20 protein-coding genes are annotated in these 25,841 nt (G+C 71.1%); 8 read left to right on the forward strand and 12 right to left on the reverse strand.

What is annotated here, in order from left to right; all coding sequences use genetic code 11:
• Nucleotides 1-17 precede the first annotated feature (17 nt).
• The 5 genes from ACIQCJ_RS16540 to acnA all read right to left on the reverse strand — a co-directional run bounded on the left by ACIQCJ_RS16540 (nucleotide 18) and on the right by acnA (nucleotide 8,075).
• The gene (locus ACIQCJ_RS16540; RefSeq protein ID WP_355338629.1) at nucleotides 18-1,232 is read right to left on the reverse strand and encodes an ROK family transcriptional regulator; all 1,215 of its coding nucleotides are present in this window, start codon (nucleotides 1,230-1,232) and stop codon (nucleotides 18-20) included.
• Nucleotides 1,233-1,493: 261 nt separating this feature from the next.
• Nucleotides 1,494-2,450 carry a carbohydrate ABC transporter permease gene (locus tag ACIQCJ_RS16545; RefSeq protein WP_355338626.1) on the reverse strand — a complete coding sequence of 319 codons (957 nt, stop codon included), beginning with the start codon at nucleotides 2,448-2,450 and terminating at the stop codon, nucleotides 1,494-1,496.
• 13 nt (nucleotides 2,451-2,463) lie between these two features.
• On the reverse strand, nucleotides 2,464-3,396 hold the full coding sequence (locus ACIQCJ_RS16550) for a sugar ABC transporter permease (RefSeq protein ID WP_355338623.1): 933 nt from the start codon (nucleotides 3,394-3,396) through the stop codon (nucleotides 2,464-2,466).
• Between the two features lie 81 nt (nucleotides 3,397-3,477).
• Nucleotides 3,478-4,875, reverse strand: a complete 1,398-nt coding sequence (gene ngcE, locus ACIQCJ_RS16555) for an N-acetylglucosamine/diacetylchitobiose ABC transporter substrate-binding protein (RefSeq protein WP_355338620.1) — start codon at nucleotides 4,873-4,875, stop codon at nucleotides 3,478-3,480.
• A 485-nt stretch (nucleotides 4,876-5,360) separates the two neighbouring features.
• Nucleotides 5,361-8,075 (reverse strand): aconitate hydratase AcnA, encoded by a 2,715-nt coding sequence (gene acnA / locus ACIQCJ_RS16560; protein WP_355338617.1) that lies wholly within the window; start codon nucleotides 8,073-8,075, stop codon nucleotides 5,361-5,363.
• Nucleotides 8,076-8,458: 383 nt separating this feature from the next.
• Between acnA and ACIQCJ_RS16565 the strand changes: the two genes are divergently transcribed.
• The 3 genes from ACIQCJ_RS16565 (at nucleotide 8,459) to ACIQCJ_RS16575 (ending at nucleotide 11,284) form a co-directional block, all read left to right on the forward strand.
• The gene (locus ACIQCJ_RS16565; RefSeq protein ID WP_402711698.1) at nucleotides 8,459-9,061 is read left to right on the forward strand and encodes a hypothetical protein; all 603 of its coding nucleotides are present in this window, start codon (nucleotides 8,459-8,461) and stop codon (nucleotides 9,059-9,061) included.
• Nucleotides 9,062-9,164: 103 nt separating this feature from the next.
• Nucleotides 9,165-10,022 (forward strand): class I SAM-dependent methyltransferase, encoded by an 858-nt coding sequence (locus ACIQCJ_RS16570; RefSeq protein WP_402711699.1) that lies wholly within the window; start codon nucleotides 9,165-9,167, stop codon nucleotides 10,020-10,022.
• Between the two features lie 32 nt (nucleotides 10,023-10,054).
• Nucleotides 10,055-11,284 (forward strand): hypothetical protein, encoded by a 1,230-nt coding sequence (locus ACIQCJ_RS16575; protein ID WP_402711700.1) that lies wholly within the window; start codon nucleotides 10,055-10,057, stop codon nucleotides 11,282-11,284.
• A gap of 15 nt (nucleotides 11,285-11,299) precedes the next feature.
• Here the strand turns inward: ACIQCJ_RS16575 and ACIQCJ_RS16580 are convergent, their stop codons facing one another.
• Complete coding sequence (locus ACIQCJ_RS16580) at nucleotides 11,300-11,818, reverse strand: hypothetical protein (protein ID WP_402711701.1); 519 nt, start codon at nucleotides 11,816-11,818, stop codon at nucleotides 11,300-11,302.
• A 294-nt stretch (nucleotides 11,819-12,112) separates the two neighbouring features.
• Here ACIQCJ_RS16580 and ACIQCJ_RS16585 point away from each other — a divergent pair, with 294 nt between their 5' ends.
• Nucleotides 12,113-13,642, forward strand: a complete 1,530-nt coding sequence (locus tag ACIQCJ_RS16585; protein WP_355338602.1) for a UDP-N-acetylglucosamine 1-carboxyvinyltransferase — start codon at nucleotides 12,113-12,115, stop codon at nucleotides 13,640-13,642.
• Nucleotides 13,643-13,774: 132 nt separating this feature from the next.
• Complete coding sequence (locus tag ACIQCJ_RS16590; protein ID WP_402711702.1) at nucleotides 13,775-14,917, forward strand: mandelate racemase/muconate lactonizing enzyme family protein; 1,143 nt, start codon at nucleotides 13,775-13,777, stop codon at nucleotides 14,915-14,917.
• Nucleotides 14,918-14,981: 64 nt separating this feature from the next.
• On the opposite strand, the gene ACIQCJ_RS16595 is transcribed toward ACIQCJ_RS16590, so the two are convergent.
• Nucleotides 14,982-15,380, reverse strand: a complete 399-nt coding sequence (locus ACIQCJ_RS16595; RefSeq protein ID WP_401312122.1) for a RidA family protein — start codon at nucleotides 15,378-15,380, stop codon at nucleotides 14,982-14,984.
• Entirely contained in the window at nucleotides 15,377-16,510 is a 1,134-nt protein-coding gene (locus ACIQCJ_RS16600; protein WP_391119932.1) for an acyl-CoA dehydrogenase family protein, read from the reverse strand. Before ACIQCJ_RS16600 ends, ACIQCJ_RS16595 begins: the two co-directional genes overlap by 4 nt.
• A gap of 240 nt (nucleotides 16,511-16,750) precedes the next feature.
• Here ACIQCJ_RS16600 and ACIQCJ_RS16605 point away from each other — a divergent pair, with 240 nt between their 5' ends.
• Both ACIQCJ_RS16605 and ACIQCJ_RS16610 read left to right on the forward strand, forming a co-directional pair.
• Nucleotides 16,751-18,403, forward strand: coding sequence for an AMP-binding protein (locus ACIQCJ_RS16605; protein ID WP_402711703.1), 1,653 nt, complete (start codon nucleotides 16,751-16,753; stop codon nucleotides 18,401-18,403).
• Between the two features lie 19 nt (nucleotides 18,404-18,422).
• Nucleotides 18,423-19,289 (forward strand): PaaX family transcriptional regulator C-terminal domain-containing protein, encoded by an 867-nt coding sequence (locus tag ACIQCJ_RS16610; RefSeq protein ID WP_402711704.1) that lies wholly within the window; start codon nucleotides 18,423-18,425, stop codon nucleotides 19,287-19,289.
• Between the two features lie 15 nt (nucleotides 19,290-19,304).
• Here the strand turns inward: ACIQCJ_RS16610 and ACIQCJ_RS16615 are convergent, their stop codons facing one another.
• Together ACIQCJ_RS16615 and ACIQCJ_RS16620 are read right to left on the reverse strand one after the other, a co-directional pair.
• Nucleotides 19,305-21,812 carry an FAD-dependent monooxygenase gene (locus ACIQCJ_RS16615; RefSeq protein ID WP_402711705.1) on the reverse strand — a complete coding sequence of 836 codons (2,508 nt, stop codon included), beginning with the start codon at nucleotides 21,810-21,812 and terminating at the stop codon, nucleotides 19,305-19,307.
• A gap of 2 nt (nucleotides 21,813-21,814) precedes the next feature.
• Nucleotides 21,815-22,642 (reverse strand): enoyl-CoA hydratase family protein, encoded by an 828-nt coding sequence (locus ACIQCJ_RS16620; protein WP_401723936.1) that lies wholly within the window; start codon nucleotides 22,640-22,642, stop codon nucleotides 21,815-21,817.
• A gap of 256 nt (nucleotides 22,643-22,898) precedes the next feature.
• On the opposite strand from ACIQCJ_RS16620, the gene ACIQCJ_RS16625 reads away from it, so the two are divergent.
• Entirely contained in the window at nucleotides 22,899-23,348 is a 450-nt protein-coding gene (locus ACIQCJ_RS16625) for an ATP-binding protein (protein WP_355338580.1), read from the forward strand.
• A gap of 47 nt (nucleotides 23,349-23,395) precedes the next feature.
• Here the strand turns inward: ACIQCJ_RS16625 and argF are convergent, their stop codons facing one another.
• Nucleotides 23,396-24,394: an ornithine carbamoyltransferase gene (gene argF / locus ACIQCJ_RS16630; protein WP_402711706.1), complete on the reverse strand. Its 999-nt coding sequence runs from the start codon at nucleotides 24,392-24,394 to the stop codon at nucleotides 23,396-23,398.
• Between the two features lie 175 nt (nucleotides 24,395-24,569).
• Nucleotides 24,570-25,793 (reverse strand): arginine deiminase, encoded by a 1,224-nt coding sequence (locus ACIQCJ_RS16635; RefSeq protein WP_355338574.1) that lies wholly within the window; start codon nucleotides 25,791-25,793, stop codon nucleotides 24,570-24,572.
• Nucleotides 25,794-25,841 lie beyond the last annotated feature (48 nt).

Genomic DNA, 25,841 nt, shown 5'->3' on the forward strand with positions numbered 1-25,841 from the left:
GCTGTGTGAACGCTCAGTTATGCCGAAAAGGCGGGTGTATCAACCGGAGTATTACCATCCAACAGTGTAGAATCACCCATCTCACTCAGCACCAGGGCAAGTGCCCCCAAAACCTCCGCACGGGCACCCAGCGACCCGGGCACCACGGACAGCCGTTGGGCGGCACTGGGGATCGCGTACCGCGACACGGACTCCCTTATCGGGCCGAGCACCAGCTCCCCCGCCTCGGCCAAGTCCCCGCCCAGCACGACCCTGCTGGGGTTCAAGAGGTTGCACAGACTGGCCACGCCCATGCCTATGTGGCGGCCCACGTCCCCGATCACGCGACGGCAGCCGGGGTCGCCCTCGCGTGCGAGCTGCACCATCTTCGGGACCGTTAGGCCATCTCCGTGGCTGCCGCGCAGGAGTTCGAGCACATAGCGCGCGGCGGTGAAGGTCTCCAGGCAGCCGCGGTTGCCGCACCGGCACACCGGACCCGACTCGTCGAGGGTGATGTGGCCGATTTCACCCGCCGTGCCCCCCGGTCCGCGGTAGATCCTGCCGTCGATCACCAGGCCCGCGCCGACGCCGCTGGCGACCTTGATGTACGCCAGGTCCTTCACGCCCCGGCCGCCGCCCCAGACCAACTCGCCCAGTGCGCCCAGATTCGCGTCGTTGTCCACCTGGACCGGCACACCGAGCCGGTCGGTCAGCTCCTGGCGGGGGTTGATACCGCTCCAGCCGGGCAGGATCGCGGTCGAACCGAGCGTCCCGGACTCCACGTCGATCGGCCCCGGCACGCCCAGACCCACCCCGAGCACCTTGTCGGGGTTGATCCCGGTGGACTCCACCAGCCGCGCGACGAGTTGCTCGGCGCGGTCGAAGCCCTGGGAGGCGGAGGCGTCCACGTCGATCGGCTCGGACTGCTCGGCCAGCACCTGATGGGCCAGATTGCCGACCGCGACCCGGAGATGCGAATGGCCGAAATCGACTCCTACGACGATGCCGGCGTCACCGGACAGCGCCACGCTGCGGGCCCGCCGACCACCCGAGGAGGTCGACGTCACCTGCACCGTGCCGTTGTCCCGCAGTTCGCGGACGATGTTGGAGACCGTCGCGGCCGACAGGCCGGTGCTGCGCGCGATCTCCGCCTGGGTGAGTGACCCGGCCAGCCGTACGGCACGCACGACGCGTTCCAGGTTGGCCCGGTGCAGCGACGACTGCGATCCCGGAGTCTCGACCACGACATCCACTCCTGCCCGGCAGCCGGAGCGTCCCGGCTGCCCGCACGGACGGGGACCCGGACCGATGTCGTACCTGCCACATCGGTGAGACCCCGTCGTCTACAACATGTGAACTCTAAGTTGAGTGTTTGGGGTGATGTCCCGTCAAGGGGGAGAGCCACACCGTTATGCGAATCGGTCGCCAACGCCGAGGAGCGGCTCCGCGCCCTCGCGGAGCCGCTCCTCGCGGCGTACGGCCTGCTCAACGGCGCTCGGGGGCGCCGCCGTGGGCTACTTCAGGGTGCCCGCGGTGAGTCCGGCCTGGACCTGGCGCTGGAAGGACAGGTACACCACCAGCACCGGCAGCATCGCGATCACCATGCCGGCGAACAGCGCCGGGTAGTCGCCCGAGTACCCCTGCGACAGCGCGAGGTTCACCAGGCCCTGGGCCAGCATGGAGTGGTCCTTGTCGGTGCTGGTCTGCGGCTGCATCAGCGTGACCGGCAGGATGTACTGATTCCACTGCCCGAGCACGTTGAAGATGCCGACGCTCAGCAGACCGGGCTTGGCCATCGGCACCATCACCTGGAAGAACGTCCGGGTGTGCGAGGCGCCGTCGAGCACCGCCGCCTCATGGATGGCCGTTGGCAGCGTCTTGAAGAACGAGTGCATGAAGAAGGTCGTGAACGGCAGCGAGTAGGCGACGTACACCAGGATCAGACCCTGGTACGTGTTCAGCATGCCGAGGTTCTTCACCATGAAGAACAGCGGGACCAGCGCGAGGAAGTACGGGAACATCGCGCCGCCGACGAACAGGAAGTAGATGAACCTGTTGCCGGGGAACTCGTACCGGGCCAGCACGTAGGCGACCATCGAGCCGAAGAGCATGGTCAGCGGCACCGAGAACACCATCACGATCACGGTGTTCAGGAAGAAGTCGCCGATGCCCTTGTCCCAGGCGCGGCTGAACGCGCCGAAGGTGAAGTGCGAGGGCCAGGACCACGCGCTGGAGCCGATCTCGCTGTTGTTCTTGAACGAGCTGAGGATGATCCATGCCAGTGGCAGGATGATCATGATCGCCCAGACCGCAAGGAAGCCGTGCGAGAAGACGTTGAGCACCCGGCCGCCGGCTCCGTCGTAGCCGGCCTCCTCCGCTCCCTTGCCCTTGCGCTTCTTGCCGGGCCCGCCCTGAGCGGGTACCTGGCCCAGCAGTCCGCCGGACTGCGCCTCGGTGATGGGTGAGGTCATGGTGCTTCCCCGCTCAGAACTCGATGCGGTCACGGCGGGAGACCCGCAGCGTGACAGCGGAAACGATCAAGGTCACCAGCATGATGATCACGCCCTGTGCGCAGGCGTAACCGCTCTTGCCGAAGGACAGGAAGTTGCGCATCAGGTAGGTCGCCATGACCTCGCTGTGGTGGTCGGGACCACCGCCGTAGCCGGTTCCGGGGGTCAGTCCGGAGACCAGGGCGAAGAAGTCCATCGCGAAGATCGAGATGTACACCCACGAGGTCTGCACGCTGTCCCACAGCAGCGGGAGGGTGACCTTGAAGAAGGTCTGCGAGCGGCCCGCGCCGTCGAGCAGCGCGGCCTCGTAGATGTCCTTGGGGATGGACTGCATCGCCGCGGAGAACAGCACGAGGTAGAAGCCGACGCCCGCCCAGACCTGGATCGCCAGCAGGCACCAGAGCACGAGGTTGGGGTCGTTCAGCCACTCGATGGGGTTGTTGGCGTCCTCCAGGTGCAGCTTCACCAGGACGCCGTTGAGCAGACCGGCCGAGTCACTGCGGTAGACCGCGCCGAACAGCACGATCAGGATCGCGACCGACAGGACCTGCGGGAAGAAGTAGACGACCTTGTAGATCCCGGCGCCGCGGACGCCCTGGACACCGCCCGCCGTGCTGCGACCGCCCACGTTCACCATGAAGGCGAAGAACAGCGCCAGCAGGATGGTGATCACCGGCAGGAAGATCAGCAGCAGGATGTTGTGCCACAACGCGGTCCTGAAGACGGAGTCGTGGAACAGGGTCGTGTAGTTGTCCAGGCCCACGAAGTTGAAGGTCTGGGACTCGCCCTTCCAGTCCGTGAGCGAGTAGCCGATCGTCTGAAGATACGGCCAGATCACGAACGTCACATACAGGACGATCGGGACGATGAGGAAGCCCACAATGAAGGGGTATTTGCGATGCTGCATGGATCCTGCTCCTGATCGAGGGGCTATGCCGGTGCGGGGGCCGGACGGATTCCGGCCCCCGCACCGCACGACGTCGCTGGGTCAGGCCTTCTTGGCCTTGGCCGCGAGCGCCTTGGCCTTCGAGATCCACTGGGCGGGGGTGAGGCGCTTGGCCATCAGCTCACCGCTCAGGTTCTGCAGGGCGACATCGAACTCGCTGTTGGTGTTCGGGTAGTTGTAGTTGAACGTGTTCGCACCGGCAGCGCTCAGCGCGGTCACGGTCGACGCGGTACCCGGACGGAGCTGGACGTCGGAGCCGACGCCGTCCTTGAGGACGGTGAGGGAGTTGGCGGCGGCGGCGAACTTGCCGGAGCCCTCCTTCGTCAGCATCATGCGCAGGAACTCCAGGCCGCCGGCCTTGTTCTTGGCCTTCTCCGGGACGATGAACGGCTCGCCCGCGCCCGCCCGGATCGCCTCGAAGGGCAGCTTGTCGCCCGTGAGCGACGGCATCGGCATGAACTTCATGTCGAAGTCGCTCGGGGTGGCCTTCATCTGCTCGTTCTCCAGCCAGGAGCCGCACGGGATGAAGGCGGCCTTGTACTGGTTCCACGCGGTCTGCGACTCGATGTGGGTCAGACCGTTGGTGCCGGGCAGCAGGTAGTTCTTGTCCACGATCTCGTAGACCGCCTCGATGCCCGCCTTGACGGCCGGGTCGTCCCAGGCCGTCGGGTCCATCGTGTCGATGCGCTTCTGGAGCTCCAGGCCGCCGTTCTTGGCGATGAGGTCCATGATCGCGACGTTGATGTAGTACGGGTACTTGCCCTGGTGACAGAAGGGCGCGATCTTCTCCTTCTTGATCTCCGCGGAAAGGGAGATGAAGTCGGCCCACGTCTTGGGCTCGGTCCAGCCCTTGTCCTTGAACAGCTTGCCGGAGTACCACAGGCCGAACACGGTGTAGATGTAGCTCAGCGAGTACATCTTGCCGTCGAGCGTGCCGGTCTCGATCGTGCCGGGCTGGAGCACGTCGCGGATCTTCTTGCTCGGGTCGTCGATGTAGGGCGCGTCGAGCAGCGGGGTGAGGTCCGCGAGCTGACCGCTCTTCTGCAGGACGTCCAGCTTGATCTGCTGGGCGCCCGAGTCGTCGATGACGTCCGGCGGGCTGCCGGCGTTGAAGCGCGGCTGGAGCTTGCCGGCGATGTCCTGCGTGGGCAGGACGCTGGACTTGGAGCCCGGGTGCTTGGACTCGTACAGCTTGCCGAGCGCGGTGGCGTAGTCGTGGCCGTAACCACCGTCGAAGATGACGATGTCGAGGGCCGTGGAGTCGTTCACGCCGAAGGGGTTGTCCTTCGAGGCCGCAGTCGCGCTCTTGGTGGGCTTGTCGCTACTGCTGTCACCGCCGCTGGACGCGCAGGCGCTCAGCAGACCGGCCGACGGAATGGCTACGAGGCCAAGCGCCGCGGAACGCTTGACCAGATCCCGGCGGTTCATTTCGGATCCCATGCTCAAGTCCTCGCTCTCATCAGGACTCATGCGGTGCAGCGGAATCCGCCGACGACCGCGAACAGTTGAAGCTTGAGTGATGCCGTGCATCCATCGAGGAGGGGTACGTCACCGTAGGCCGCCGGGTGTTTCTGCCCGACGTTCCCCCCCGCCCCGCCCCGCTGTGAGCGGGTTCCTTGGACGCCGACAGGTATAGTCCACTTGCAGTCGGCAGGGCAAGATCGAATGATGGTTTGGGCGGCAAGCTTTCCCGAGTTGAGACCTCCGCGAAACGTGGGATGTCTCACCGATCCCGAGCGCGCCGGATCTTGTATTCACTAGTCAACACGACTGTCACGGAAGTGCGTTCAAGTAGTGAAGACCGAACCGGGCCGAGCCGGTCTGCATGTACGGACATAAGCGGACGGGCCGCACTCCCCTGAGAGGAGCGCGGCCCGCCTGCGGTTTCTTCTGCGTATCCGCCGTAGCGGAACGTCACTTGATCGTTACTTGCGGATCAGCGACCGCAACACGTACTGCATGATGCCGCCGTTGCGGTAGTAGTCGGCCTCTCCGGGGGTGTCGATCCGGACAACGGCGTCGAACTCCACGCCGGTGTCGGTGGTGACCTTCACCGTGCGCGGGGTCGTGCCGTCGTTCAGCTCGGTCACGCCGGAGATGGCGAACGTCTCCTCGCCCGTGAGCCCCAGGGAGGCCGCGGAGGCGCCCTCGGGGTACTGGAGCGGCAGCACGCCCATGCCGATCAGGTTGGAGCGGTGGATGCGCTCGTAGGACTCCGCGACGACCGCCTTGACGCCGAGCAGCGCGGTGCCCTTGGCCGCCCAGTCGCGGGACGAGCCGGAGCCGTACTCCTTGCCCGCCAGGACGACCAGCGGCACGCCCTGCTCGATGTAGTTGCGCGAGGCGTCGTAGATGAAGGCGACCGGGCCGTCCGCCTGGGTGAAGTCGCGGGTGTAGCCGCCCTCGGTGCCCGGCGCGATCTGGTTGCGCAGCCGGATGTTGGCGAAGGTGCCGCGGATCATGACCTCGTGGTTGCCGCGGCGCGAGCCGTAGCTGTTGAAGTCGCGGCGGTCGACGCCGTGTCCGGTGAGGTACTTGCCCGCCGGGGTGTCGGCCTTGATCGCGCCGGCCGGGGAGATGTGGTCGGTGGTGACCGAGTCGCCGAGCTTGGCCAGGACGCGGGCGCCCTCGATGTCGGTGACCGGGGTGGTCTCCATCGTCATGCCCTCGAAGTACGGGGGCTTGCGGACGTAGGTGGACTGCGGGTCCCATTCGAAGGTGTCGCCGGTCGGGATCGACAGCGCCTGCCACTGCGCGTCGCCCGCGAAGACGTCGCGGTAGGACTCGTTGAACATGTCCTGGCCGATCGCGGACGCGACCACGTCGTTGACCTCGGCCTCGGTCGGCCAGATGTCCTGGAGGCGGACCGGCTTGCCGTCGGTGTCGGTGCCGAGGACGTCCTCGGTGATGTTCACCTTCATCGAGCCCGCGATGGCGTACGCGACGACCAGCGGCGGCGACGCCAGGTAGTTCATCTTGACGTCCGGGTTGATCCGGCCCTCGAAGTTGCGGTTGCCCGAGAGCACCGCGGCGACCGCGAGGTCCGCCTCGTTGACCGCCTTGGAGACCTCCTCGGGCAGCGGGCCCGAGTTGCCGATGCAGGTGGTGCAGCCGTAACCGACCAGGTTGAAGCCGAGCTTGTCCAGGTACGGGGTCAGGCCCGCCTTGTCGAAGTAGTCCGTGACGACCTTGGAGCCGGGCGCCAGCGTCGTCTTCACCCACGGCTTGCGGGTCAGACCGCGCTCGACCGCCTTCTTGGCGACCAGGGCGGCGGCGACCATCACGTACGGGTTGGAGGTGTTGGTGCACGAGGTGATCGCGGCGACGGTGACGGCGCCGTGGTCGATCTCGTACGTGCTGCCGTCGGGGGCGGTCACCACGGTCGGCTTGGTCGGCACGCCGTTGTGGGTGGCCGGGGAGTCGGAGGCCGGGAAGGACTCCTTGCCCGCCTCCTCGTCGTCGGTCACGTAGTTGCGCACGTCGCGGGCGAACTGCTGGGAGGCGTTCGCCAGGACGATACGGTCCTGCGGGCGCTTGGGCCCGGCGATCGACGGGACGACGGTGGCGAGGTCCAGCTCCAGCTTCTCGGAGAAGTCCGGCTCGGCGGCCGGGTCCAGCCACAGGCCCTGCTCCTTGGCGTACGCCTCGACCAGCGCGACCTGCTGCGCGTCCCGGCCGGTCAGCCGCAGGTACTTCAGCGTCTCCTCGTCGATCGGGAAGATCGCCGCGGTGGAGCCGAACTCCGGCGACATGTTGCCGATGGTGGCGCGGTTGGCCAGCGACGTGGCGCCGACGCCCTCGCCGTAGAACTCCACGAACTTGCCGACCACGCCGTGCTTGCGCAGCATCTCGGTGATGGTCAGCACCAGGTCGGTGGCGGTGGTGCCGGTGGGCAGCTCGCCGGTCAGCTTGAAGCCGACGACCCGCGGGATCAGCATGGACACCGGCTGGCCGAGCATCGCGGCCTCGGCCTCGATGCCGCCGACGCCCCAGCCGAGCACGCCGAGGCCGTTGACCATGGTGGTGTGCGAGTCGGTGCCGACCAGGGTGTCCGGGTACGCCTGGCCGCCGCGGACCATGACGGTACGGGCCAGGTGCTCGATGTTCACCTGGTGAACGATGCCGGTGCCGGGCGGGACGACCTTGAACTCGTCGAACGCGGTCTGGCCCCAGCGCAGGAACTGGTAGCGCTCCTTGTTGCGGCCGTACTCCAGCTCCACGTTCTGCGCGAAGGAGTCGGCGGTGCCGAAGCGGTCGGCGATCACCGAGTGGTCGATGACCAGCTCGGCCGGGGCGAGGGGGTTGATCCGGGCGGCGTCGCCGCCGAGCTCCTTGACGGCCTCGCGCATGGTGGCCAGGTCCACGACGCAGGGCACACCCGTGAAGTCCTGCATGATCACGCGGGCCGGCGTGAACTGGATCTCCTGGCTCGGCTGGGCCTGGGAGTCCCAGCCGCCCAGCGCCCGGATGTGGTCGGCGGTGATGTTCGCGCCGTCCTCGGTACGCAGCAGGTTCTCCAGCAGCACCTTCAGGCTGTACGGCAGCCGGGCCGCGCCCGCCACCTTGTCCAGCCGGAAGATCTCGTACGACTCGTCGCCCACGCGCAGCGTGCTGCGGGCGTCGAAGCTGTTCGCCGACACGACAGTCTCCTTCATGCGTCGTCTTGCGTCATTGCGCGCGTACCACCGCGGTCCCCCGGCCCGGCCGCATGTCGGTGACATGCCCGCCGGCCGGTCCGCTAAGGTGGGCTCTGGTTAGGTAACCCTTACCTCGTGCGGTGCGGTCGTCGTACGCCTCAGCAGATATCTCGATGTCGAGATAACTCTAGTACATGACCGCCGCTGGGTCATGCCCGGCCCGCCCGGGGACGGCGGCGTGGCGCGCGCCGGGTCGGACGGGCGGGTGGACGGGCGTGACCGACGGCGTGACCGACGGGTGTGCCGTGCGGCGGGTCGGACGCGGGACGGGGCGCGGGCCTCGCGCGGGGGTGTGCCCGCTTGACGGGTGCCGGGACAATCTCCTCATGCGGTATGCGACGGAGGACGAGGGCGCGAGGGTCGCGGCGGTCCTGGCCGAGGCGGCGCGGCGGATGGCCGCGCTGCGCGGGGCACCGCCTTTCCGGGTGTGCGCGGTGACCGGTCCCGCGCCGGAACCGGCGTGGTTCGCCGAAGGCCACAGAAGAGACGACGTATGGCAGCGGATCACCGTGCGGCACGGACGGCTGGGGCAGGACGAGGCGGGGGTCTGGGTGACCAGCGCGGTGCGTGACGCCGAGCCGGTAAGCCTGGCCGAGTCGCTGCGGCTGGAGCGGGACGGGTACCCGCGGGCGGACGAGGACCCTTCGGCGCGAGAGGCCGGGGCGGGCCGTATGTCGCGGGCGGAGGTCGTCGTGGACGGTGCGCCGCGGGCGGCCGATGTGCTGACGGAAGGGACGTGGTGGGCGGCGCGGATCGAGGCGGTGACGGATGCCGGTACGGACGCCGACGCGGACGCTGACGCGGAATCCGTCATGGTCACCGTCGTCGGGCACCACGTGCCCATCGGACAGGTCCGGTTGGCGACCGTGACCGACCTCGGACCGTACATCGACGCCAGGGAAGCGGAGTTGGCGCGACTGCGGACCTGACCCGCGGGACCCGTCGTGCGGCCGACGGGAAGATCCACAACGGCAACGGGACGTGATACCAAGGTGGGTGACGCAACGTCACACACTCGGGGGTCGACGGGTCATGCAGCACGGTGGGGTCGAACTGACCGCGTATCTGGTCAACGAGTCGCGGGCGCGCAAGCCCGACCTCGCCGAGGATCCTCTGGCGGGCGCGTGGATTCCGGACGGTGACCGGCCCGCGGTGAGGGATTTGTGGCGGGAGTTCGCCGACGAGGTGTACCCGCACGACGACCTGGTGGTGTCGCTGCGCGGACGCTACATCGCCGACACCCTCGCGCGGGCGCTGCGCGCCGACCCGGACACGGTGCTCGTGGTGTGCGGGGCCGGTTTCTCCTCGTATCCCTGGCTGTTGCCGTTCCCCGCGGCGCTGGAGGTGGACCTGCCGGAGATGGCGGCGGCCAAGCGGCGGCGGGCGGCGGAGCTGACGGCGTCCGGTGTCGCGCCGGAGCGTGAGGTGCGGCATCTCGCGGCCGATCTGAACAGCGCGCAGGGCCGCGCCGAAGTGACCTCCGCCGCACGCGAGTTGGCGGCCGGTCGGCCGGTCGCGTACGTCGCGGAGGGCGTCGTCTTCTATCTGCCGGGGGACGCGGCACGGTCGGTGGTGACGCTGGGCGCCGGTTTCGGTACGACGGCGGTGACCGCGGTCAGCTACTGGCCCGCGGCGGCGGCGGGCTGCCGCGTCCTGGCCGAGCAGCGCGACTGGTTCCTGCGCAGGTCGGTGCCCGCGGACGCGAGCCATCTCACGCACGACGAGCTGGAGTCGCTGCTGGGCACGGCGATCGAGGACCGGGGCCCCGAGGATCTGCAACGCCGTTATCTGGGCGGCGTGTCGGTGAGCGAGTCCGACCTGATCCCGGAGTACGTGGCGGTCTCCTGGACCCCCGGCTCCGGCACCGGCCGCGCGGGCGCGGCGGCATGAGCGGCGGCGCGAGAAGCGGCACGAGCGGCAGTATGAGCTTCGGCGCGAGCGAGGTGCTGCATCTCCAGAGCCGGGCGTATCCGCTGCACCACCGCTCCCCCGTCAGCTCGTTGGAGCTGGTCGCGGTGCCGGGCCACGGCGAGTTACGGCCGGTGGTCGGGGGCCTGCGGTCGCTGGCGTACAACCCGGACACCACCATCGAGATGGACCTGACCGGCATGGTCGGACCGGCGATCAGCCTGCCGGGCACGGAGATCGTGGCCTGCCACGCGCGCATCCTGACCGCGGGCACAGTGCTGGTGGTCTACGCGCTGCGGCACGAGGCCGATCTGCGGCGGATGGCGCTGCACGACCTCGACGCGCTCGACGCGACCGTCAACCAGGCGCTGCGGGAGGCGGACGCGCCGATCCTGACGGCGGTGCTGGCCGCGGCCGTCGCCAGTGGTCTAGTCCAGGGGATCGCACTGCGGCCCGATCTCGCGCTGACCGGGGCGGGTTCGCCGATCGACCGTCAATCGGCGCGCTACAACTGCCACTTCGTGACGCGGGACCCGCCGTGGGCGGCCGACGCACGGGTCCCCGCGCTGATATCGGGCCCCGACTGCCGGATCCTGCTGCCGTACACCTACGCCTGGGACCGCGATCCGGCGACGCCGCTGCACGATCTGCTGACCATGACCGAGCCCACGGACATCGCGGTGGCGCAGCAGTCGCTGCTGGTGGGCGCGCTCGTCGCCGGGCGGTGGGTGCTGGCCGACCTGGCGCACGGCCACCCCGAGACCACCGATGTGCACGCCTTCCGGCGGTTCCTCGACGGTCTGTGGGCCGACTTCCACCATCTCGACGGCTACCGGATCGAGTCGACGCAGGCGCACCGGGCCAGTTATCTCTCCGCGCGCCAGGTGATCGGGCTCGACGACACCCAGGAGCGCGCCGACAAGCTCCTCGGTTACGTCAGCAACTCCCTGCTGGCCGCGTCCTCGCAGCGCGCGGAGGCGCTGGACGCCCGGCTGAACCGTGTCGCGGCGGCGCTGACGGTGGTGAGCGCCGCGTCCTTCGGCCTCGACATCGCCGTGTTCGTCCTGCCGCAGGTCTCCCTGGCCACGAAGCTCGGCGTCGTCACCGGGCTGCTCGGCATGGCGGTGTGCTGCCTGCTGGCCGTGGTCCTGCCGCGTACGCCGCGGTGGGTGGCGCGCCGCCGGATTCCGGCGCCGCGGGCCGCGGCCGACGACGAGCGGATCTTCGTACCGCACGGGCGGTAGCGGGCAGTGGCCGCGCTACGTCGGCGTGGCCGGTGTCGGGACCTTCGGCAGCTCCACCCAGGAGCCGTAGACGCACACATACGTCGTGCCGCCGTGGACCCCCTGGTCGCTGTCGACGCATGGCGCGGACGGGTCGATCGTCGGCCGGACCAGCGTGTAGTGGCCGCACACGCGATACGGGTGTCCGGGGGTCGGGCACGTGCGCGCGTTCCCGCTCACGCCGGGCGTCACCGCGGTCGCACCCGCGCGCGCCGGCGGCGCCGTGAGGGCGAACGTCGAGCCGGCCGAGGGCGATCCGGTACCCCGCGTGGCCGCGGCGCCCGTCGTCTCCGCCCAGGTCGGGGGTGTCCGGGAGGGTCCGCTCGGCGACCAGCCGAAGGGCAGCTTCGGCTGGTCCCGCGAGGGGCCCGCGCCGCCGCCGCACCCGGCGAGCGCTCCGGCCAGGGCGAGTACGGCGACGGCCAGTCCCGCACCGGCCGCGCGGTGCGCGGGCCGGGGCCGCGTGGGCCGTGGGGAACGTATGCGCGTGAGCATGATCGGAAGTGTGCCGTACGCCCGCGGCGGCGCGTGGCCGGGGCGTGCGCATCGGGTCGCGGGGGCCGGGGCCGCGCGGTCGGGTTGCGGGACCGGGTTCCGCGGTCGGATGGTGCGCCGGACAGTGCTCCGGGTTGCGCGGCCGTGACCCGCGAGTACGGTGATGGCGGTCGCGGGTGCGGGCACGGGCGGCACGCGCTGGCGTACGCCGGATGGCACGCGGCGGGAGTGGGGTCCGTCACGGACGGCCGATCTGCGGTTGCCGCATCTCATATGTGAGATAGCCTCGGCGATATGACCGACGACTACCTCGTACGTATCGGCAGGCTCATCCGGGACGCCAGGCAGCACAGAGGCTGGACACAGTCCCAGCTCGCCGAGGCTCTCGGGACCAGCCAGAGCGCAGTCAACCGTATCGAGCGCGGCAACCAGAACATCAGTCTTGAGATGATCGCCCGCATCGGCGAGGCGCTGGACAGCGAGATCGTCTCCCTCGGCTACGCGGGCCCCATGCATCTGCGGGTGGTCGGCGGGCGTCGCCTGTCCGGCGCCATAGACGTCAAGACGAGCAAGAACGCCTGCGTGGCCCTGCTGTGCGCGACCCTGCTGAACGCCGGGCGCACCACGCTGCGCCGGGTGGCCAGGATCGAGGAGGTCTACCGGATCCTGGAGGTGCTGGGCAGCATCGGCGTCCGCGCCCGCTGGATCAACGACGGCAACGACCTGGAGATCGTGCCGCCCGCCAGCCTCGACCTGGACTCGATGGACACCGAGGCCGCGCGGCGCACCCGCAGTGTGATCATGTTCCTCGGGCCGCTGCTGCACCGCACCGACCGCTTCCGCATCCCGTACGCGGGCGGCTGCGACCTCGGCACCCGTACGGTCCAGCCGCACATGAACGCGCTGCGCCACTTCGGCCTGGACATCACCGCGACGGACGGCACGTACCACGCGGAGGTCGACCGGAGCGTCACCCCGACCCGGCCGATCGTGCTGACCGAGCGCGGCGACACGGTGACCGAGAACGCGCTGCTGGCCGCCGCCCGGCACGACGGCGTCACCGTCATCCGCAACGCCAGCTCCAACTACATGGTCCAGGACCTCTGCTTCTTCCTGGAGGAGCTGGGCGTCCGCGTCGACGGCATCGGTACGACGACGCTCACCGTGCACGGCGTCTCCTCGATCGACCGCGACGTGGACTACGCGCCGTCCGAGGACCCGGTCGAGGCGATGAGCCTGCTGGCCGCGGCCGTCGTCACCGAGTCGGAGCTGACGATCCGGCGGGTGCCGATCGAGTTCATGGAGATCGAGCTGGCCGTGCTGGAGGAGATGGGGCTCGATCACGAGCTGACTCCCGAGTACCGCGCCGACAACGGCCGCACCCGGCTGGTGGACCTCACCGTCCGCCCGTCCAAGCTGCGCTCCCCCATCGACAAGATCCACCCGATGCCGTTCCCCGGGCTCAACATCGACAACGTCCCCTTCTTCGCGGCCATCGCCGCCACCGCCCAGGGCTCGACCCTCATCCACGACTGGGTCTACGACAACCGCGCCATCTACCTCACCGAGCTGACCCGCCTCGGCGCGGCCGTCAAGCTCCTCGACCCGCACCGCGTCCTGGTCGAGGGCCCCACCCGCTGGCGCGCCGCCGAGATGATGTGCCCCCCGGCCCTGCGCCCCGCCGTCGTCGTCCTGCTCGCCATGATGGCCGCCGAAGGCACCTCCGTCCTCCGCAACGTCTACGTCATCAACCGCGGATACGAAGACCTCGCCGAGCGCCTCAACTCCATCGGCGCCCAGATCGAGATCTTCCGCGACATCTGACACACGGATGCCACCGCACCCCGTCTGACCTGCTGTTGAGCGGGTCGGTGCGGGGTGCGGCGGCTGGTCGTATGCTGGGCTCGTTCAGGGATGCGCTTGGCATTTAGATATGTGATCGGGAGGATTTCCGTGGTGTCGATACCGCCCGCCGGTGACCGGATCCGGTCGGTCAGATTGTCGTCCGTCTATCTGCCGCTGGCGGTGCCGGTGAGCGACGCCAAGGTGCTGACGGGGGTGCAGAAGGCGATGACGGAGGTCGCGCTGCTCTTCGCGGAGATCGGGACGGAGGACGGGCACGAGGGGATCGGGTTCGGTTACTCCAAGCGGGCCGGCGGTCCTGGGCAGTTCGCGCACGCGCGGGAGGTGGCCGGGGAGTTGGTGGGCGAGGACCCCAACGACATCGGGCGGCTGTGGGGGAAGCTGGTGTGGGCGGGCGCCTCGGTGGGCCGAAGTGGCCTGGCCACGCAGGCGATCGCCGCGTTCGACATCGCACTGTGGGATCTGAAGGCGAAGCGGGCGGGGCTGCCGCTGGCCAAACTGCTGGGCGCGCACCGGGATTCGGTGCGGTGCTACAACACCTCCGGCGGCTTTCTGCACACGCCCGTCGAGCAGGTGATGGAGAACGCGACGGCCTCGCTGGAGCGCGGCATCGGCGGCGTCAAGATCAAGGCGGGGCAGCCGGACAGCGCCGAGGACCTCAAGCGGCTCGCAGCGGTACGGGCCCATCTCGGCGACGGCGTACCGCTGATGGTGGACGCCAACCAGCAGTGGGACCGGCCGACGGCGGCGCGGCTGGGGCGGGCGCTGGAGTCGTTCGGGCTCACCTGGATCGAGGAGCCGCTGGACGCGTACGACGCGGAGGGGCACGCCGCGCTGGCCGCCGCGCTGGACACGCCGATCGCCACCGGGGAGATGCTGGCCAGTGTCGCGGAGCACGTGGCGCTGATCGACGCGCGGGCCTGCGACATCATCCAGCCCGACGCGCCGCGCGTCGGCGGGATCACGCAGTTCCTCAAGCTGGCCGCGCTGGCCGACCACCACCGGCTGCAACTCGCCCCGCACTTCGCCATGGAGATCCATCTCCACCTGGCCGCCGCCTACCCGCACGAGCCGTGGGTCGAGCACTTCGAGTGGCTCGAACCGCTGTTCAACGAGCGGCTGGAGATCCGGGACGGCCGTATGCATCTGTCCGACCGCCCCGGCCTCGGCTTCACCCTCACCGACCGGGCCCGCGCGTGGACGCGCGACAGCTATCGGACCGGCGTGGACGCGTAGTGCCGCCAAGTGCGCAGCCCAGGCAGGGCGTTACGCGCGGAAGGGGGTTACGCGAGGAAGGGCGTTACGGCAGCACCGCGATGCCGTCCAGTTCCACCAGGGCCTGTTCGTCCCAGAGTCCGACCACCCCGATCACCGCCATCGCCGGATAGTCCCGGCCCGCCGACTCCCGCCAGATCCGGCCCAGTTCGGCGGCGCACGCGCGATACGCGGCGACGTCGGTGGTGTGCACGGTGAGCCGGGCGAGATCGGCCGGGGTGCCGCCCGCCGCGCGCAGGGCGGTCAGCAGATTGGCGAGAGCGCGCTCGAACTGGGCGGGCAGGCCGTCGCCGACGACCGCGCCGGAGGAGTCCAGCGCGGTCTGGCCCGCGAGCATCACCAGGCTGCGGCCGGTGGCGGTGACGGCGTGCGAGAAGCCGGTGGGCGGCGAGAGTTCGGCGGGGTTGATACGGCGCAGGCTCATCGGTACAACTCCCTGGCGATGATGGTCCGTTGGACCTCGGTGGCACCCTCGTAGATCCGCGGGGCGCGCACCTCGCGGTAGAGGTGTTCGAGCAAGTGGCCGCGGCGCAGTGCGCGGGCGCCGTGGATCTGGAGGGCGGCGTCGACCACGTACTGCGCGGTCTCGGTGGCGTAGAGCTTGGCCATCGCCGCGCGGGCGGTCAGGTCGGCGGCGCCGGTGTCGTACGCGGTGGCCGCCGCGTGGACCAGCAGCCGGGCGGCCTCGGTGCGGGTGGCCATCTCGGCGAGCGGGTGCGCGACGGCCTGGAGGTCCTTCAACGGGCCGCCGAACGCGGTGCGTTCACCCGCGTGCGCGACGGCCGCGTCGAGTGCGGCCTGGGCCATGCCGACCGCGAAGGCGCCGACGCTGGGCCGGAAGAGGTCGAGGGTGGCCATGGCGGTACGGAAGCCGTGGTCGGGCACGCCGAGGAGGTCGTCGGCGCCGACCGGGACGCCGTCGAAGACCAGCCGTCCGATGGGGTGCGGCGAGAGCATGTCGAGGTGTTCGCCGGTCAGGCCGGGGCGGTCGGCGGGGACGGCGAAGGCGGTGACACCGCGCGCGCCGCTGCCGCCGGGGCCCGGCCCGGGGGCCGTCCGGGCGAAGACGGTGAGGATGTCGGCCTCGGGCGCGTTGGAGATCCAGCACTTCTCGCCGGTCAGCCGCCAGCGGCCCGCGCCGTCCGGCTCGGCGGCCAGGGACAGCGCCGCCGCGTCGGAGCCCGCGCCCGGCTCGGTGAGCGCGAAGGCGGCGACGGCCCGGCCCGAGGTCACCTCGGGCAGCCAGCGCGCGGCGACGGCGGGCGCGGTGAGCAGCGGGTGGGCGCCCAGGCCCTGGAGGGCGAGAGCGGTCTCGGCCTCGGTGCACTCGCGCGCCAGCGATTCCCGCAGTACACAGAGATCGAGGGCGGAGACCGGGGCGCCGTCTCCCGGCAGCACGCGGGCCAGGAGTCCGAGGGCGCCGAGTTCGGCCAGCAGCGGCCGGTTGACGCGGCCCGGCTCACCGGCCTCGGCCAGCGGTTTCAGGCGTTCCGCCGCGAGCGCCCTGATCCGGTCCGCCCAGGCCGCCCGTGCCGGGTCGAGGGTGAACGCCACACGGGTGCCACCGGCGCCGCCGCCCCCACCGATGCCACCGCCTCGACCGGTGCCACCGCCTCCACCGGCGCGGCCCACGGCTCCTTCCCCGGCCGCAGGACCGTCGGAATCCGCACCGCGGGAAACCCCGTCCTCCATCGCCCCGCCTCCCAGCTTTATCGCGTCCTGTTGACTGCCGTCATCAACACGTTACGCTGAAATCGTCCGCTGGATGCTTACTCGTCGAGGGGCACTGTCGCCATGGACCTGCTGCCGTCAGCCCATGTGGACACCTTCGCGCGCGATCACCTTCCGCCGTCCGACCAGTGGCCGCGCCTCGACTGCCTCGACGGCGACGACGGCGACGACCGCGACGCCCTCGGTGAAGGCCCCGGAGCCGACGGCGGTCTCCGCTACCCCGATCGGCTCAACTGCGCCGCCGAACTCCTCGCCACCGGACGCCCCGACGCCCCCTGCCTCCGGCTGCCCGACGGCTCGGAGTGGACATACGCCGAGCTGCGCGCGACGACCGCCAGGATCGCGCACGTCCTCACCGACGAGCTGGGCGTCGTCCCCGGCAACCGCGTGCTGCTGCGCGGCCCGACCACCCCCTGGCTGGTCGCCTGCTGGCTCGCCGTGCTGGAGGCGGGCGCGGTGGCCGTCACCGTCCTGGCCGCGCAGCGCGCGCACGAGCTGGCGGAGGTGGGCCGGATCGCCCGCGTCTCGCACGCGCTGTGCGACGCCGCGTATCTGGAGGAGCTGACGGCGGCGCGCGTGCCGGGGCTGCGCATCACCCCGTACGGCGGTACCGGCGACGACGATCTGCTGCGGCTGGCCGAGGGGCGCGCCGAGACGTACGAGGCGGTGCCGACCTCGGCGGACGACGTGGCGCTGATCGCCTTCACCTCGGGCACGACCGGGCACCCCAAGGGCTGCATGCACTTCCACCGCGATGTGCTGGCCATAGCGGACACCTTCTCCGCGCGGGTGCTGCGCCCGGTGCCCGAGGACGTCTTCACCGGCAGCCCGCCGCTGGGCTTCACCTTCGGACTCGGCGGCCTGGTGGTCTTCCCGCTGCGCGCGGGCGCGTCCTCGCTGCTGCTGGAGCGGGCCGGACCGGAGGAGCTGCTGGCGGCGGTCGAGAAGCACCGGGTCAGCGTGCTGTTCACCGCGCCGACCGCGTACCGCGCGATGCTCGGCGACCTGCCGTCGTACGACGTCTCGTCGCTGCGCCGCTGCGTGTCCGCCGGGGAGAATCTGCCCGCCGCGACCTGGATGGGCTGGCACGAGCGGACCGGACTGCGGCTGATCAACGGGATCGGGGCGACGGAGCTGCTGCACATCTTCATCTCCGCCGCCGACGACGCGGCCCGGCCCGGCGCGACCGGGCTGCCGGTGCCCGGCTACACCGCGCGGATCGTGGACGAGCGCCTGCGGCCGGTGCCGGACGGCGAGCCGGGGCTGCTGGCCGTGCGCGGACCGACCGGCTGCCGGTATCTGGCCGACGAACGCCAGACGGAGTACGTGCGCGACGGCTGGAATCTGACCGGCGACACCTACGTCCGGGACGCCGACGGCTACTTCCGCTACGTGGCGCGCGCCGATGACATGATCATCTCGGCCGGGTACAACATCGCGGGGCCCGAGGTCGAGGAGGCGCTGCTGCGGCACCCGGACGTGCGGGAGGCGGCGGTGATCGGGGTGCCGGACGAGGAGCGCGGGCAGATCGTCCGGGCGTTCGTCGTCCTGCACGAGGGCGTGGACGGCGGGGACCGGGCGGCGGGCGCGCTGCGGGACTTCGCCAAGAGTGTGATCGTGCCGTACAAGGCGCCGCGCGAGATCCGTTTCGTGCCCGCGCTCCCCCGTACGCCCACCGGCAAGCTCCAGCGCTTCCGGCTGCGCGACCTGGACTGAGACGCCCTAGGGTGATCATGTGACCGAGCAGCACACACCGAGTTCCCTGATCCTCACCTTCTACGGCGCCTACGGGCGCGCGGAGTTGGCGGGCCGGGTGCCGGTGGCCGCGCTCATCCGGCTGATGGGGGCGGTGGGCGTGGACCCGCCGTCGGTCCGGTCCGCGGTCTCCCGGCTCAAGCGGCGCGGCCTCCTCGTGCCCGACCGGGTCGGCGGGGCCGCCGCGTACGCGCTGTCCGACGACGCGCGGCTGCTGCTCGCGGACGGCGACGGGCGGATCTACGGGGTCGGCGCCGCGCCCGATCCCGACCCGGAGGACTGGCTGCTCGCCGTCTTCTCGGTGCCGGAGTCCGAGCGGCACAAGCGGCATCTGCTGCGGTCCCGGCTGGCCGGTCTCGGCTTCGGTACGGCCGCGCCCGGTGTGTGGGTGGCGCCCGGCGCGCTGCACGAGGAGACCCGGCACGTACTGCGGCGGCTCGAACTGGCCCCGTACGTCGACCTGTTCCGCGGCGCGCACCTCGGTTTCACCGCGACCGAGGAGGCGGTACGGCGCTGGTGGGATCTGGACGCGCTGGCCGCGCTGCACCACACCTTCCTGGCGGCGCACGAGCCAGTGCTGGGGAGGTGGTCGGCCGGGGCCGAGGCTGAGTCCGAGGTCGGGGCCGAGTCCGAGGTCGGGGTCGGGGCCGGGGAGCGCTCGCCCGAGCGGGCCTTCGGGGACTATCTGCGCGCACTCGACACCTGGCGCCGCCTGCCGTACGCCGACCCCGGCCTGCCCCCGGCGCTGCTGCCCGCGGACTGGCCGGGCATCCGCTCGGCGGCGGTGTTCACGGCCCTGCATGTGCTGCTGCGCGACCAGGGGGCGCGGTTCGTGGCGGACCAGTAGCCCGGCCCCTTGTGCTCAGGAGTCCAGCGCCAGCCGGGGTTTCGGCGCGTCCGTACGGCCGGTGGGCGGCGGGCGGCGGCCCGCGAGGTACGGGGTGGGCCAGGGTGCGCCGGGGCCCTCGTAGGACTGGTCGGCGGCGGCGTGCAGTGTCCAGTGCGGGTCGTACAGGTGCGGGCGCGCCAGCGCGCAGAGGTCGGCGCGGCCCGCGAGCAGCAGGGAATTGACGTCGTCCCAGGAGGAGATGGCGCCGACCGCGATCACCGGCAGGCCCGTCTCGTTACGGATCCGGTCGGCGTACGGCGTCTGGTAGGAACGGCCGAAGGCGGGCCGCTCGTCGGCGACGACCTGGCCGGTGGAGACGTCCACGGCGTCGGCGCCGTGCTCGGCCAGCGCGCGGGCGACGGTGACGGCGTCGTCTCCCGTGGCGCCGCCCGGCGCCCAGTCGGTGGCGGAGATCCGTACCGTCAGCGGCCGGTCGGACGGCCACGACTCCCGTACCGCGTCCAGGACTTCGAGCGGGAAGCGGAGCCGCCCCGCGAGGTCGCCGCCGTAGCGGTCGGTGCGGTGATTGGTCAGCGGGGACAGGAAGGAGGAGAGCAAGTAGCCGTGGGCGCAGTGCAGTTCGAGCAGGTCGAAACCGGCGCGGGCGCCGCGCTCGGCCGCCGCCGCGAACTGGTCGCGGATCTGTGCGAGTTCGTCCGCGCGCAGGGCGTGCGGCACCTGGTTGACGCCTTCGCGGTACGGCAGCGGCGAGGGGGCGACCAGCGGCCAGTTGCCGTCGGGGAGCGGCTGGTCGATGCCGTCCCACATGAGGCGGGTGGAGCCTTTGCGGCCGCTGTGGCCGAGCTGGAGGCCGATGGCGGTGCCGGTTCCGCCGACGCCGGTCCCACCAGCGCCGGTTCCGTCCGGGCCGGTTCCGTCCGGGCCGCTCGCACCCGCGCCGGTCCCGCCCGCGCCGCCCTGCTGGTGGACGAAGTCGGTGATCCGCCGCCAGGCGGCTTCCTGTTGGCCGTTCCACAGGCCGGTGCAGCCGGGGGTGATCCGGCCGCGCGGGCTGACGCAGACCATCTCGGTCATCACCAGACCGGCCCCGCCGAGGGCCCGCGCGCCCAGGTGGACGAGGTGGAAGTCGCCGGGCACACCGTCCCGCGCCACGTACATGTCCATCGGTGACACGACGACGCGGTTGCGCAGCGTCAGGCCGCGCAGCCGGAAGGGGGTGAACATCGGCGGTGTGCCGGGCGGCGCCCCGAAGCCGCGCTCGACGCGGTCGGTGAACTCCCGGTCGCGCAGCCGCAGATTGCCGTGCGTGACGCGGCGGCTGCGGGTCAGCAGATTGAACGCGAACTGTGTCGGCGGCTGGTCCACGTAGCTGCCGAGCCGTTCGAACCACTCCAGGCTGGCCAGCGCCGCCCGCTGCGTGCTCTCCACCACCGGCCGCCGCTCGCTCTCGTAGGCGGCCAACGCCGTTTCGGTGTCGGGCTGTTCGCGCAGGGAAGCGGCGAGCGCCAGCGCGTCCTCCATGGCGAGCTTGGTGCCGGAGCCGATGGAGAAGTGCGCGGTGTGGGCGGCGTCGCCGAGCAGGACCGTACGGCCGTGCCGCCAGCGCTCGTTGACCACGGTGGTGAAGGGCTGCCAGCGGGAGCGGTTGGCGTGCAGGGCGCGGCCGTCGAGGAGGCGGGCGAAGAGCTTTTCGCAGGCGGCGATGGTGGCGGCGGTGGCGGCTTCCGTATCGGACCCGTTCGCTGCGCCCGCCGCGCCGACGACGCCGACAGCACCCTCAGCGGCTTCGGCGGCTTCGGCGGCTTCGGCGGCTTCGGCGGCTTCGGCGGCCTCGCGGTCGAAGCCCGCCCGCCGCCAGACGTCCTCGGTCATCTCGACGACGAAGGTGCTGGCGCCCGGCCGGTACGGGTAGGCGTGGGCCTGCATCACACCGTGCGGGGTCTCCAGGATCTCGAAGCGGAAGGCGTCGAGCGGGAGGTCGGCGGAGAGCCAGATGTAGCGGCAGCCGTGGGTGGTCAGGCGGGGGCGGAAGACGTCGGCGTGCGCGGCGCGGGTGGCGCTGTGGGCGCCGTCGGCGGCCACCACGAGGTCGTGGTCGAGGGCGAGCCGGTCGGCGGAGGGGGCCGGGGTGCGGACGCGGACGTCCACGCCGAGGTCGCGGCAGCGCTCGTACAGCAGCGCGAGCAGCCGGCGCCGGTCGAGGGCCGCGAAACCGTGGCCGCCGGAGCGGGTGAGGCGGTCGCGGTGCCGGATGTCGATCGCTTCCCAGCGGATGAACTCCTCGCGCATGGCGGCGTAGACGGCCGGGTCGGCGTTCTCGATGCCGCCCACGGTCTCGTCGGAGAAGACGACGCCGAAGCCGAAGGTGTCCTCGGGCGCGCCGCGTTCCCACACCGTGACCGTGCGGTCCGGGTCGAGGCGCTTGAGGAGCGCGGCGGCGTAGAGGCCGCCGGGGCCGCCGCCGATGACGGCGACGCGCTCGGCACGGCGGGCGCCCGCGGTCCGGTGACCGCCCGGCATCGCTAGTGGCCTTCCCACGTCGGCTCGCGCTTCGCGGTGAAGGCCGCGTGGAATTCGGCGTAGTCGCTGCTGGTCATGAGCAACGCCTGGGCCGCGGCGTCCATTTCGACGGCGGCGCCCAGCGGCATGTCCAACTCGGCGGTGAGCAGCGCCTTGGTCTGCTGGTGGGCCAGCGCCGGGCCGGCCGCCAGCCTGCGGGCGAGCGCGGCGGCGGCCTCGTCGGCGCCGCCCTCCGGCGCCGGCTGGCTGACCAGGCCGATCCGCTCCGCCTCCGCCGCGTCGACGCTGTCGCCGAGCATCAGCAGCCGGGTGGCGTGGCCGAGCCCGACGAGCCGGGGCAGCAGATACGCGGCGCCCATGTCGGCGCCCGACAGGCCGACGCGGGTGAACAGGAAGGCGAAGCGCGCGGAGGGCTCCACGATCCGGAAGTCGGCGGCGAGGGCGAGCACCGCGCCCGCGCCCGCGGCGACGCCGTGCACGGCGGCGATCACCGGGAAGGGCGCCTCGCGGATCGCCCGGACGACCTGTCCGGTCATCCGGTTGAACTCCAGCAGTTCGCCGGTGCCCATGGCCAGGGTGGCGCCGATGATCTCGTCCACGTCGCCGCCCGAGCAGAAACCGCGGCCCGCGCCGCCGAGGACCAGGGCGCGGGTCCCGCCCTCCCTGGCCAGCTCGGCCAGCAGGTCGCGCAGGTCGGCGTAGGCGCCGAAGGTCAGTGCGTTGAGCCGCTCGGGCCGGTCGAAGGTGACGGTGACGACGCCCTCGGCCCGGTCGACGCGCAGATGGCGCCAGTGGCCGGTGGGGCTCGCGGAGCTGGGATACGGACTCATGCGCGGCCTCCTCGCCCCGACGTTATCACCTGTTTGTGACTGTCGTCAGGAGGGCGAGACAAGGAGGAGGCGGGGCGCGGACACGGGCGGAACGAGAGCGGCGCGCGCGCCGGGTACGGGCAGGAGGTCCGTCCGCTCGCGGGCCTTTGGTCCCTACGACCTCCTTCCGGACGCCTCTGCTGACCGTATTGTCCGATTCCTAAGGTGGAGGACATCGGGGTGAGCGAGCCCCCGCCCCGTCCGGATCGGAGTAGCGATGACCAGCCCCACCCGCACCGCAGGCGAGTTCCCCGACCGGCCGACGGTCTGGCGGATCGACCTGCCGCACTCCCCCGCCGCCGTCCCGCTGGCGCGCGCCATGGTCCGTACCGTCCTGGTCGAACTCGGTCAGGACACCGGCCCCGACACCGACACCGCGGAGCTCCTCACCGCCGAGGTCGTGGCCAACGCCGTGGAGCACACCCCGCCGGGCGCGATCGAGCTGTTCGTGGAGCTGCTTCCGCACGGCTTCCAGGTCGAGGTCCACGACCAGGGCCTGGACTTCCCCGTCGGCCTCAATCTCCTGATCCCCGCCCAGCCCGACCCCCCGTGCCACGACGAGCTGGCCGAGCACGGCCGCGGCCTGATCCTGATCCGCGCGCTGAGCGCCGACTCCGGCTGCCGGCTGACCGGCACCGGCAAGGCCGTCTGGTTCACCCTGCACTGACCACCGGGGCGGCCGGGCCTGGCCTCAGGACCGGGGCGGCACCGGGCTCAGGCCAGCGTCGCCACCAGGACCGCCTTGATGGTGTGCATACGGTTCTCCGCCTGGTCGAAGACGACCGACCGGTCGGATTCGAAGACCTCGTCGGTGACCTCCAGCGAGGTCAGCCCGGTGCGCTGGTGGATCTCGCGGCCGATCGCGGTGCCCAGGTCGTGGTACGCGGGCAGGCAGTGCATGAAGCGCACGTCCGGGTTGCCGGTGGCGGCGAGGACGTCGGCGGTGACGGCGTACGGCGCGAGCAGCGCGATCCGCTCGTCCCAGACCTCCTTCGGCTCGCCCATCGACACCCACACGTCGGTGTGGACGAAGTCGGCGCCGCGCACGGCCTCGGTGACGTCCTCGGTGAGGGTGAGGCGGGCGCCGGAGACCTCGGCGAGGCGGCGGGCCTCGGCGACCACGGACTCCCGCGGCCACAGGGTGGCGGGCGCGGCGACACGTACGTCCATGCCCAGCAGCGCGCCCGTGATCAGCAGCGAATTGCCCATGTTGGAGCGGGCGTCACCGAGGTAGGCGTATGCGATGCCGATGAGCGGCTTCGCGCTGTGCTCGGTCATGGTGAGGACGTCGGCGAGCATCTGGGTGGGGTGCCAGTCGTCGGTGAGGCCGTTCCACACGGGGACGCCCGCGTGGGCGGCCAGCTCCTCGACGACGTCCTGGCCGCTGCCCCGGTACTCGATGCCGTCGAACATCCGGCCCAGCACGCGGGCGGTGTCCTTGACCGACTCCTTGTGTCCGATCTGCGAGCCGGACGGGTCGAGGTAGGTGGTGGACGCGCCCTGGTCGGCGGCGGCGACCTCGAAGGAGCACCGGGTACGGGTGGAGGTCTTCTCGAAGACCAGCGCGATGTTACGGCCGCGCAGCCGCTGCTCCTCCGTGCCCGCCTTCTTCGCCGCCTTCAGCTCCGCGGCCAGCTCCACCAGGTGGCGGAACTCCTCGGGCGTGAAGTCCAGCTCCTTGAGGAAGTGGCGGCCCTTGAGGTCGACGGCCATGCGGGGACTCCTAGGTCGGGGTGCGGGACGAACAAGACTGGAAGTCTATACGTAGATCGGCATTCTTATACAGACCCCTCCCGCGCCGCACACGCGCCCCGCCGAGATCAGGCGCTCAGACCCCGCCCCGCCCCCGACCAGGCGTTCGGGCCGCCCCTCAGCTCCGGTCGGGCGTTCAGACCGCGTCCCGCTCGATCGGGCAGCTCATGCAGCGCGGGCCGCCCCTGCCCCGGCCCAGCTCGCTGCCCGGGATCTCGATCACCTCGACGCCGCGCTTGCGCAAAAACGTGTTGGTGGTCGCGTTGCGCTCGTAGGCGACGACCACGCCCGGCTCCACGGCCAGGACGTTGCAGCCGTCGTCCCACTGCTCGCGCTCCGCGGCGTGCACGTCCTGCGTCGCGGTGAGCACGTCGATGGAGTCCAGGCCGAGGGCCGCCGCGATGGCCCGGTGCATGTGCTCGGGCGAGTGGTCGGTGACCTTGAGGTCGCCCGCGCCCGAGCCCGGCTCGATGGTGTACGAGGGCAGCATCCCCAGCCCCGCGTACTGCGTGAACGTGTCGCCGTCGACCATCGTCATCACCGTGTCGAGGTGCATGAAGGCCCGCCGCTTCGGCATGTCCAGGGCCACGATGGTCTGCGCGGAGCCGGCCTCGAACAGCCCCTGCGCCAGCATCTCCACGGCCTGCGGGGTGGTGCGCTCGCTCATCCCGATCAGCACGGCGCCGCTGCCGATGACCAGGACGTCGCCGCCCTCGATGGTGGACGGGTAGTCGGCCTGCCCCTCGGACCAGACGTGGAAGCCGCCGCCGGAGAACAGCGGATGGTGCCGGTAGATCGCCTCGAAGTGCACCGTCTCGCGCTGCCGGGCGGGCCACCGCATGGCGTTGATGCTGACGCCGTCGTAGACCCAGGCCGAGGTGTCGCGGGTGAAGATGTGGTTGGGCAGCGGGGCGAGCAGGAAGTCGTCCAGGTCCATGGCGTGGAAGCGGACGGAGACGGGTTCGGCGAAGCGCTCCAGGAATTCGCGCTTGGTCATGCCGCCGATCAGCGCCTCGGTCAGCTCCACGACGCCCAACCGGTCGAACGCCTCCCGCAGATGGGGCGTGGCCAGCGGTCCGTACTCCTTGGCGTCGAAGACCCGGTCCAGGACCAGCTTCTTGGCCTCGGGCACCAGCATCGACTCGCGCAGCAGGTCGCCGAAGAGGTGGACCTCGACGCCCCGGTCGCGCAGCACGTCCGCGAAGCCGTCGTGCTCGGCGCGGGCCCTGCGCACCCACAGGACGTCGTCGAAGAGCAGCGCGTCCTTGTTGCTGGGGGTCAGGCGCTTCAGTTCGAGGTCGGGGCGGTGCAGTATGACGCGGCGCAGCCGCCCGGTCTCGGAGTCGACGTGGAATCCCATGCCTCCATCCTGACCACCGCGCCCGCGATTCACGCGCCCCGGCGGCAG

Origin of the sequence: Streptomyces sp. NPDC093221 (assembly GCF_044753885.1) — a bacterium.
Taxonomy (GTDB): domain Bacteria; phylum Actinomycetota; class Actinomycetes; order Streptomycetales; family Streptomycetaceae; genus Actinacidiphila.

Excerpts from the sequence above, each read along its gene's own strand:
- ACIQCJ_RS16545 (WP_355338626.1), bottom strand. The coding sequence starts at position 2,450 with ATGACCTCACCCATCACCGAGGCGCAGTCCGGCGGACTGCTGGGCCAG.
- ACIQCJ_RS16550 (WP_355338623.1), bottom strand. The coding sequence starts at position 3,396 with ATGCAGCATCGCAAATACCCCTTCATTGTGGGCTTCCTCATCGTCCCG.
- ngcE (WP_355338620.1), bottom strand. The coding sequence starts at position 4,875 with ATGGGATCCGAAATGAACCGCCGGGATCTGGTCAAGCGTTCCGCGGCG.
- ACIQCJ_RS16565 (WP_402711698.1), top strand. The coding sequence starts at position 8,459 with ATGCGGTATGCGACGGAGGACGAGGGCGCGAGGGTCGCGGCGGTCCTG.
- ACIQCJ_RS16570 (WP_402711699.1), top strand. The coding sequence starts at position 9,165 with ATGCAGCACGGTGGGGTCGAACTGACCGCGTATCTGGTCAACGAGTCG.
- ACIQCJ_RS16575 (WP_402711700.1), top strand. The coding sequence starts at position 10,055 with ATGAGCTTCGGCGCGAGCGAGGTGCTGCATCTCCAGAGCCGGGCGTAT.
- ACIQCJ_RS16580 (WP_402711701.1), bottom strand. The coding sequence starts at position 11,818 with ATGCTCACGCGCATACGTTCCCCACGGCCCACGCGGCCCCGGCCCGCG.
- ACIQCJ_RS16585 (WP_355338602.1), top strand. The coding sequence starts at position 12,113 with ATGACCGACGACTACCTCGTACGTATCGGCAGGCTCATCCGGGACGCC.
- ACIQCJ_RS16595 (WP_401312122.1), bottom strand. The coding sequence starts at position 15,380 with ATGAGCCTGCGCCGTATCAACCCCGCCGAACTCTCGCCGCCCACCGGC.
- ACIQCJ_RS16605 (WP_402711703.1), top strand. The coding sequence starts at position 16,751 with ATGGACCTGCTGCCGTCAGCCCATGTGGACACCTTCGCGCGCGATCAC.
- ACIQCJ_RS16615 (WP_402711705.1), bottom strand. The coding sequence starts at position 21,812 with ATGCCGGGCGGTCACCGGACCGCGGGCGCCCGCCGTGCCGAGCGCGTC.
- ACIQCJ_RS16620 (WP_401723936.1), bottom strand. The coding sequence starts at position 22,642 with ATGAGTCCGTATCCCAGCTCCGCGAGCCCCACCGGCCACTGGCGCCAT.
- ACIQCJ_RS16625 (WP_355338580.1), top strand. The coding sequence starts at position 22,899 with ATGACCAGCCCCACCCGCACCGCAGGCGAGTTCCCCGACCGGCCGACG.
- argF (WP_402711706.1), bottom strand. The coding sequence starts at position 24,394 with ATGGCCGTCGACCTCAAGGGCCGCCACTTCCTCAAGGAGCTGGACTTC.
- ACIQCJ_RS16635 (WP_355338574.1), bottom strand. The coding sequence starts at position 25,793 with ATGGGATTCCACGTCGACTCCGAGACCGGGCGGCTGCGCCGCGTCATA.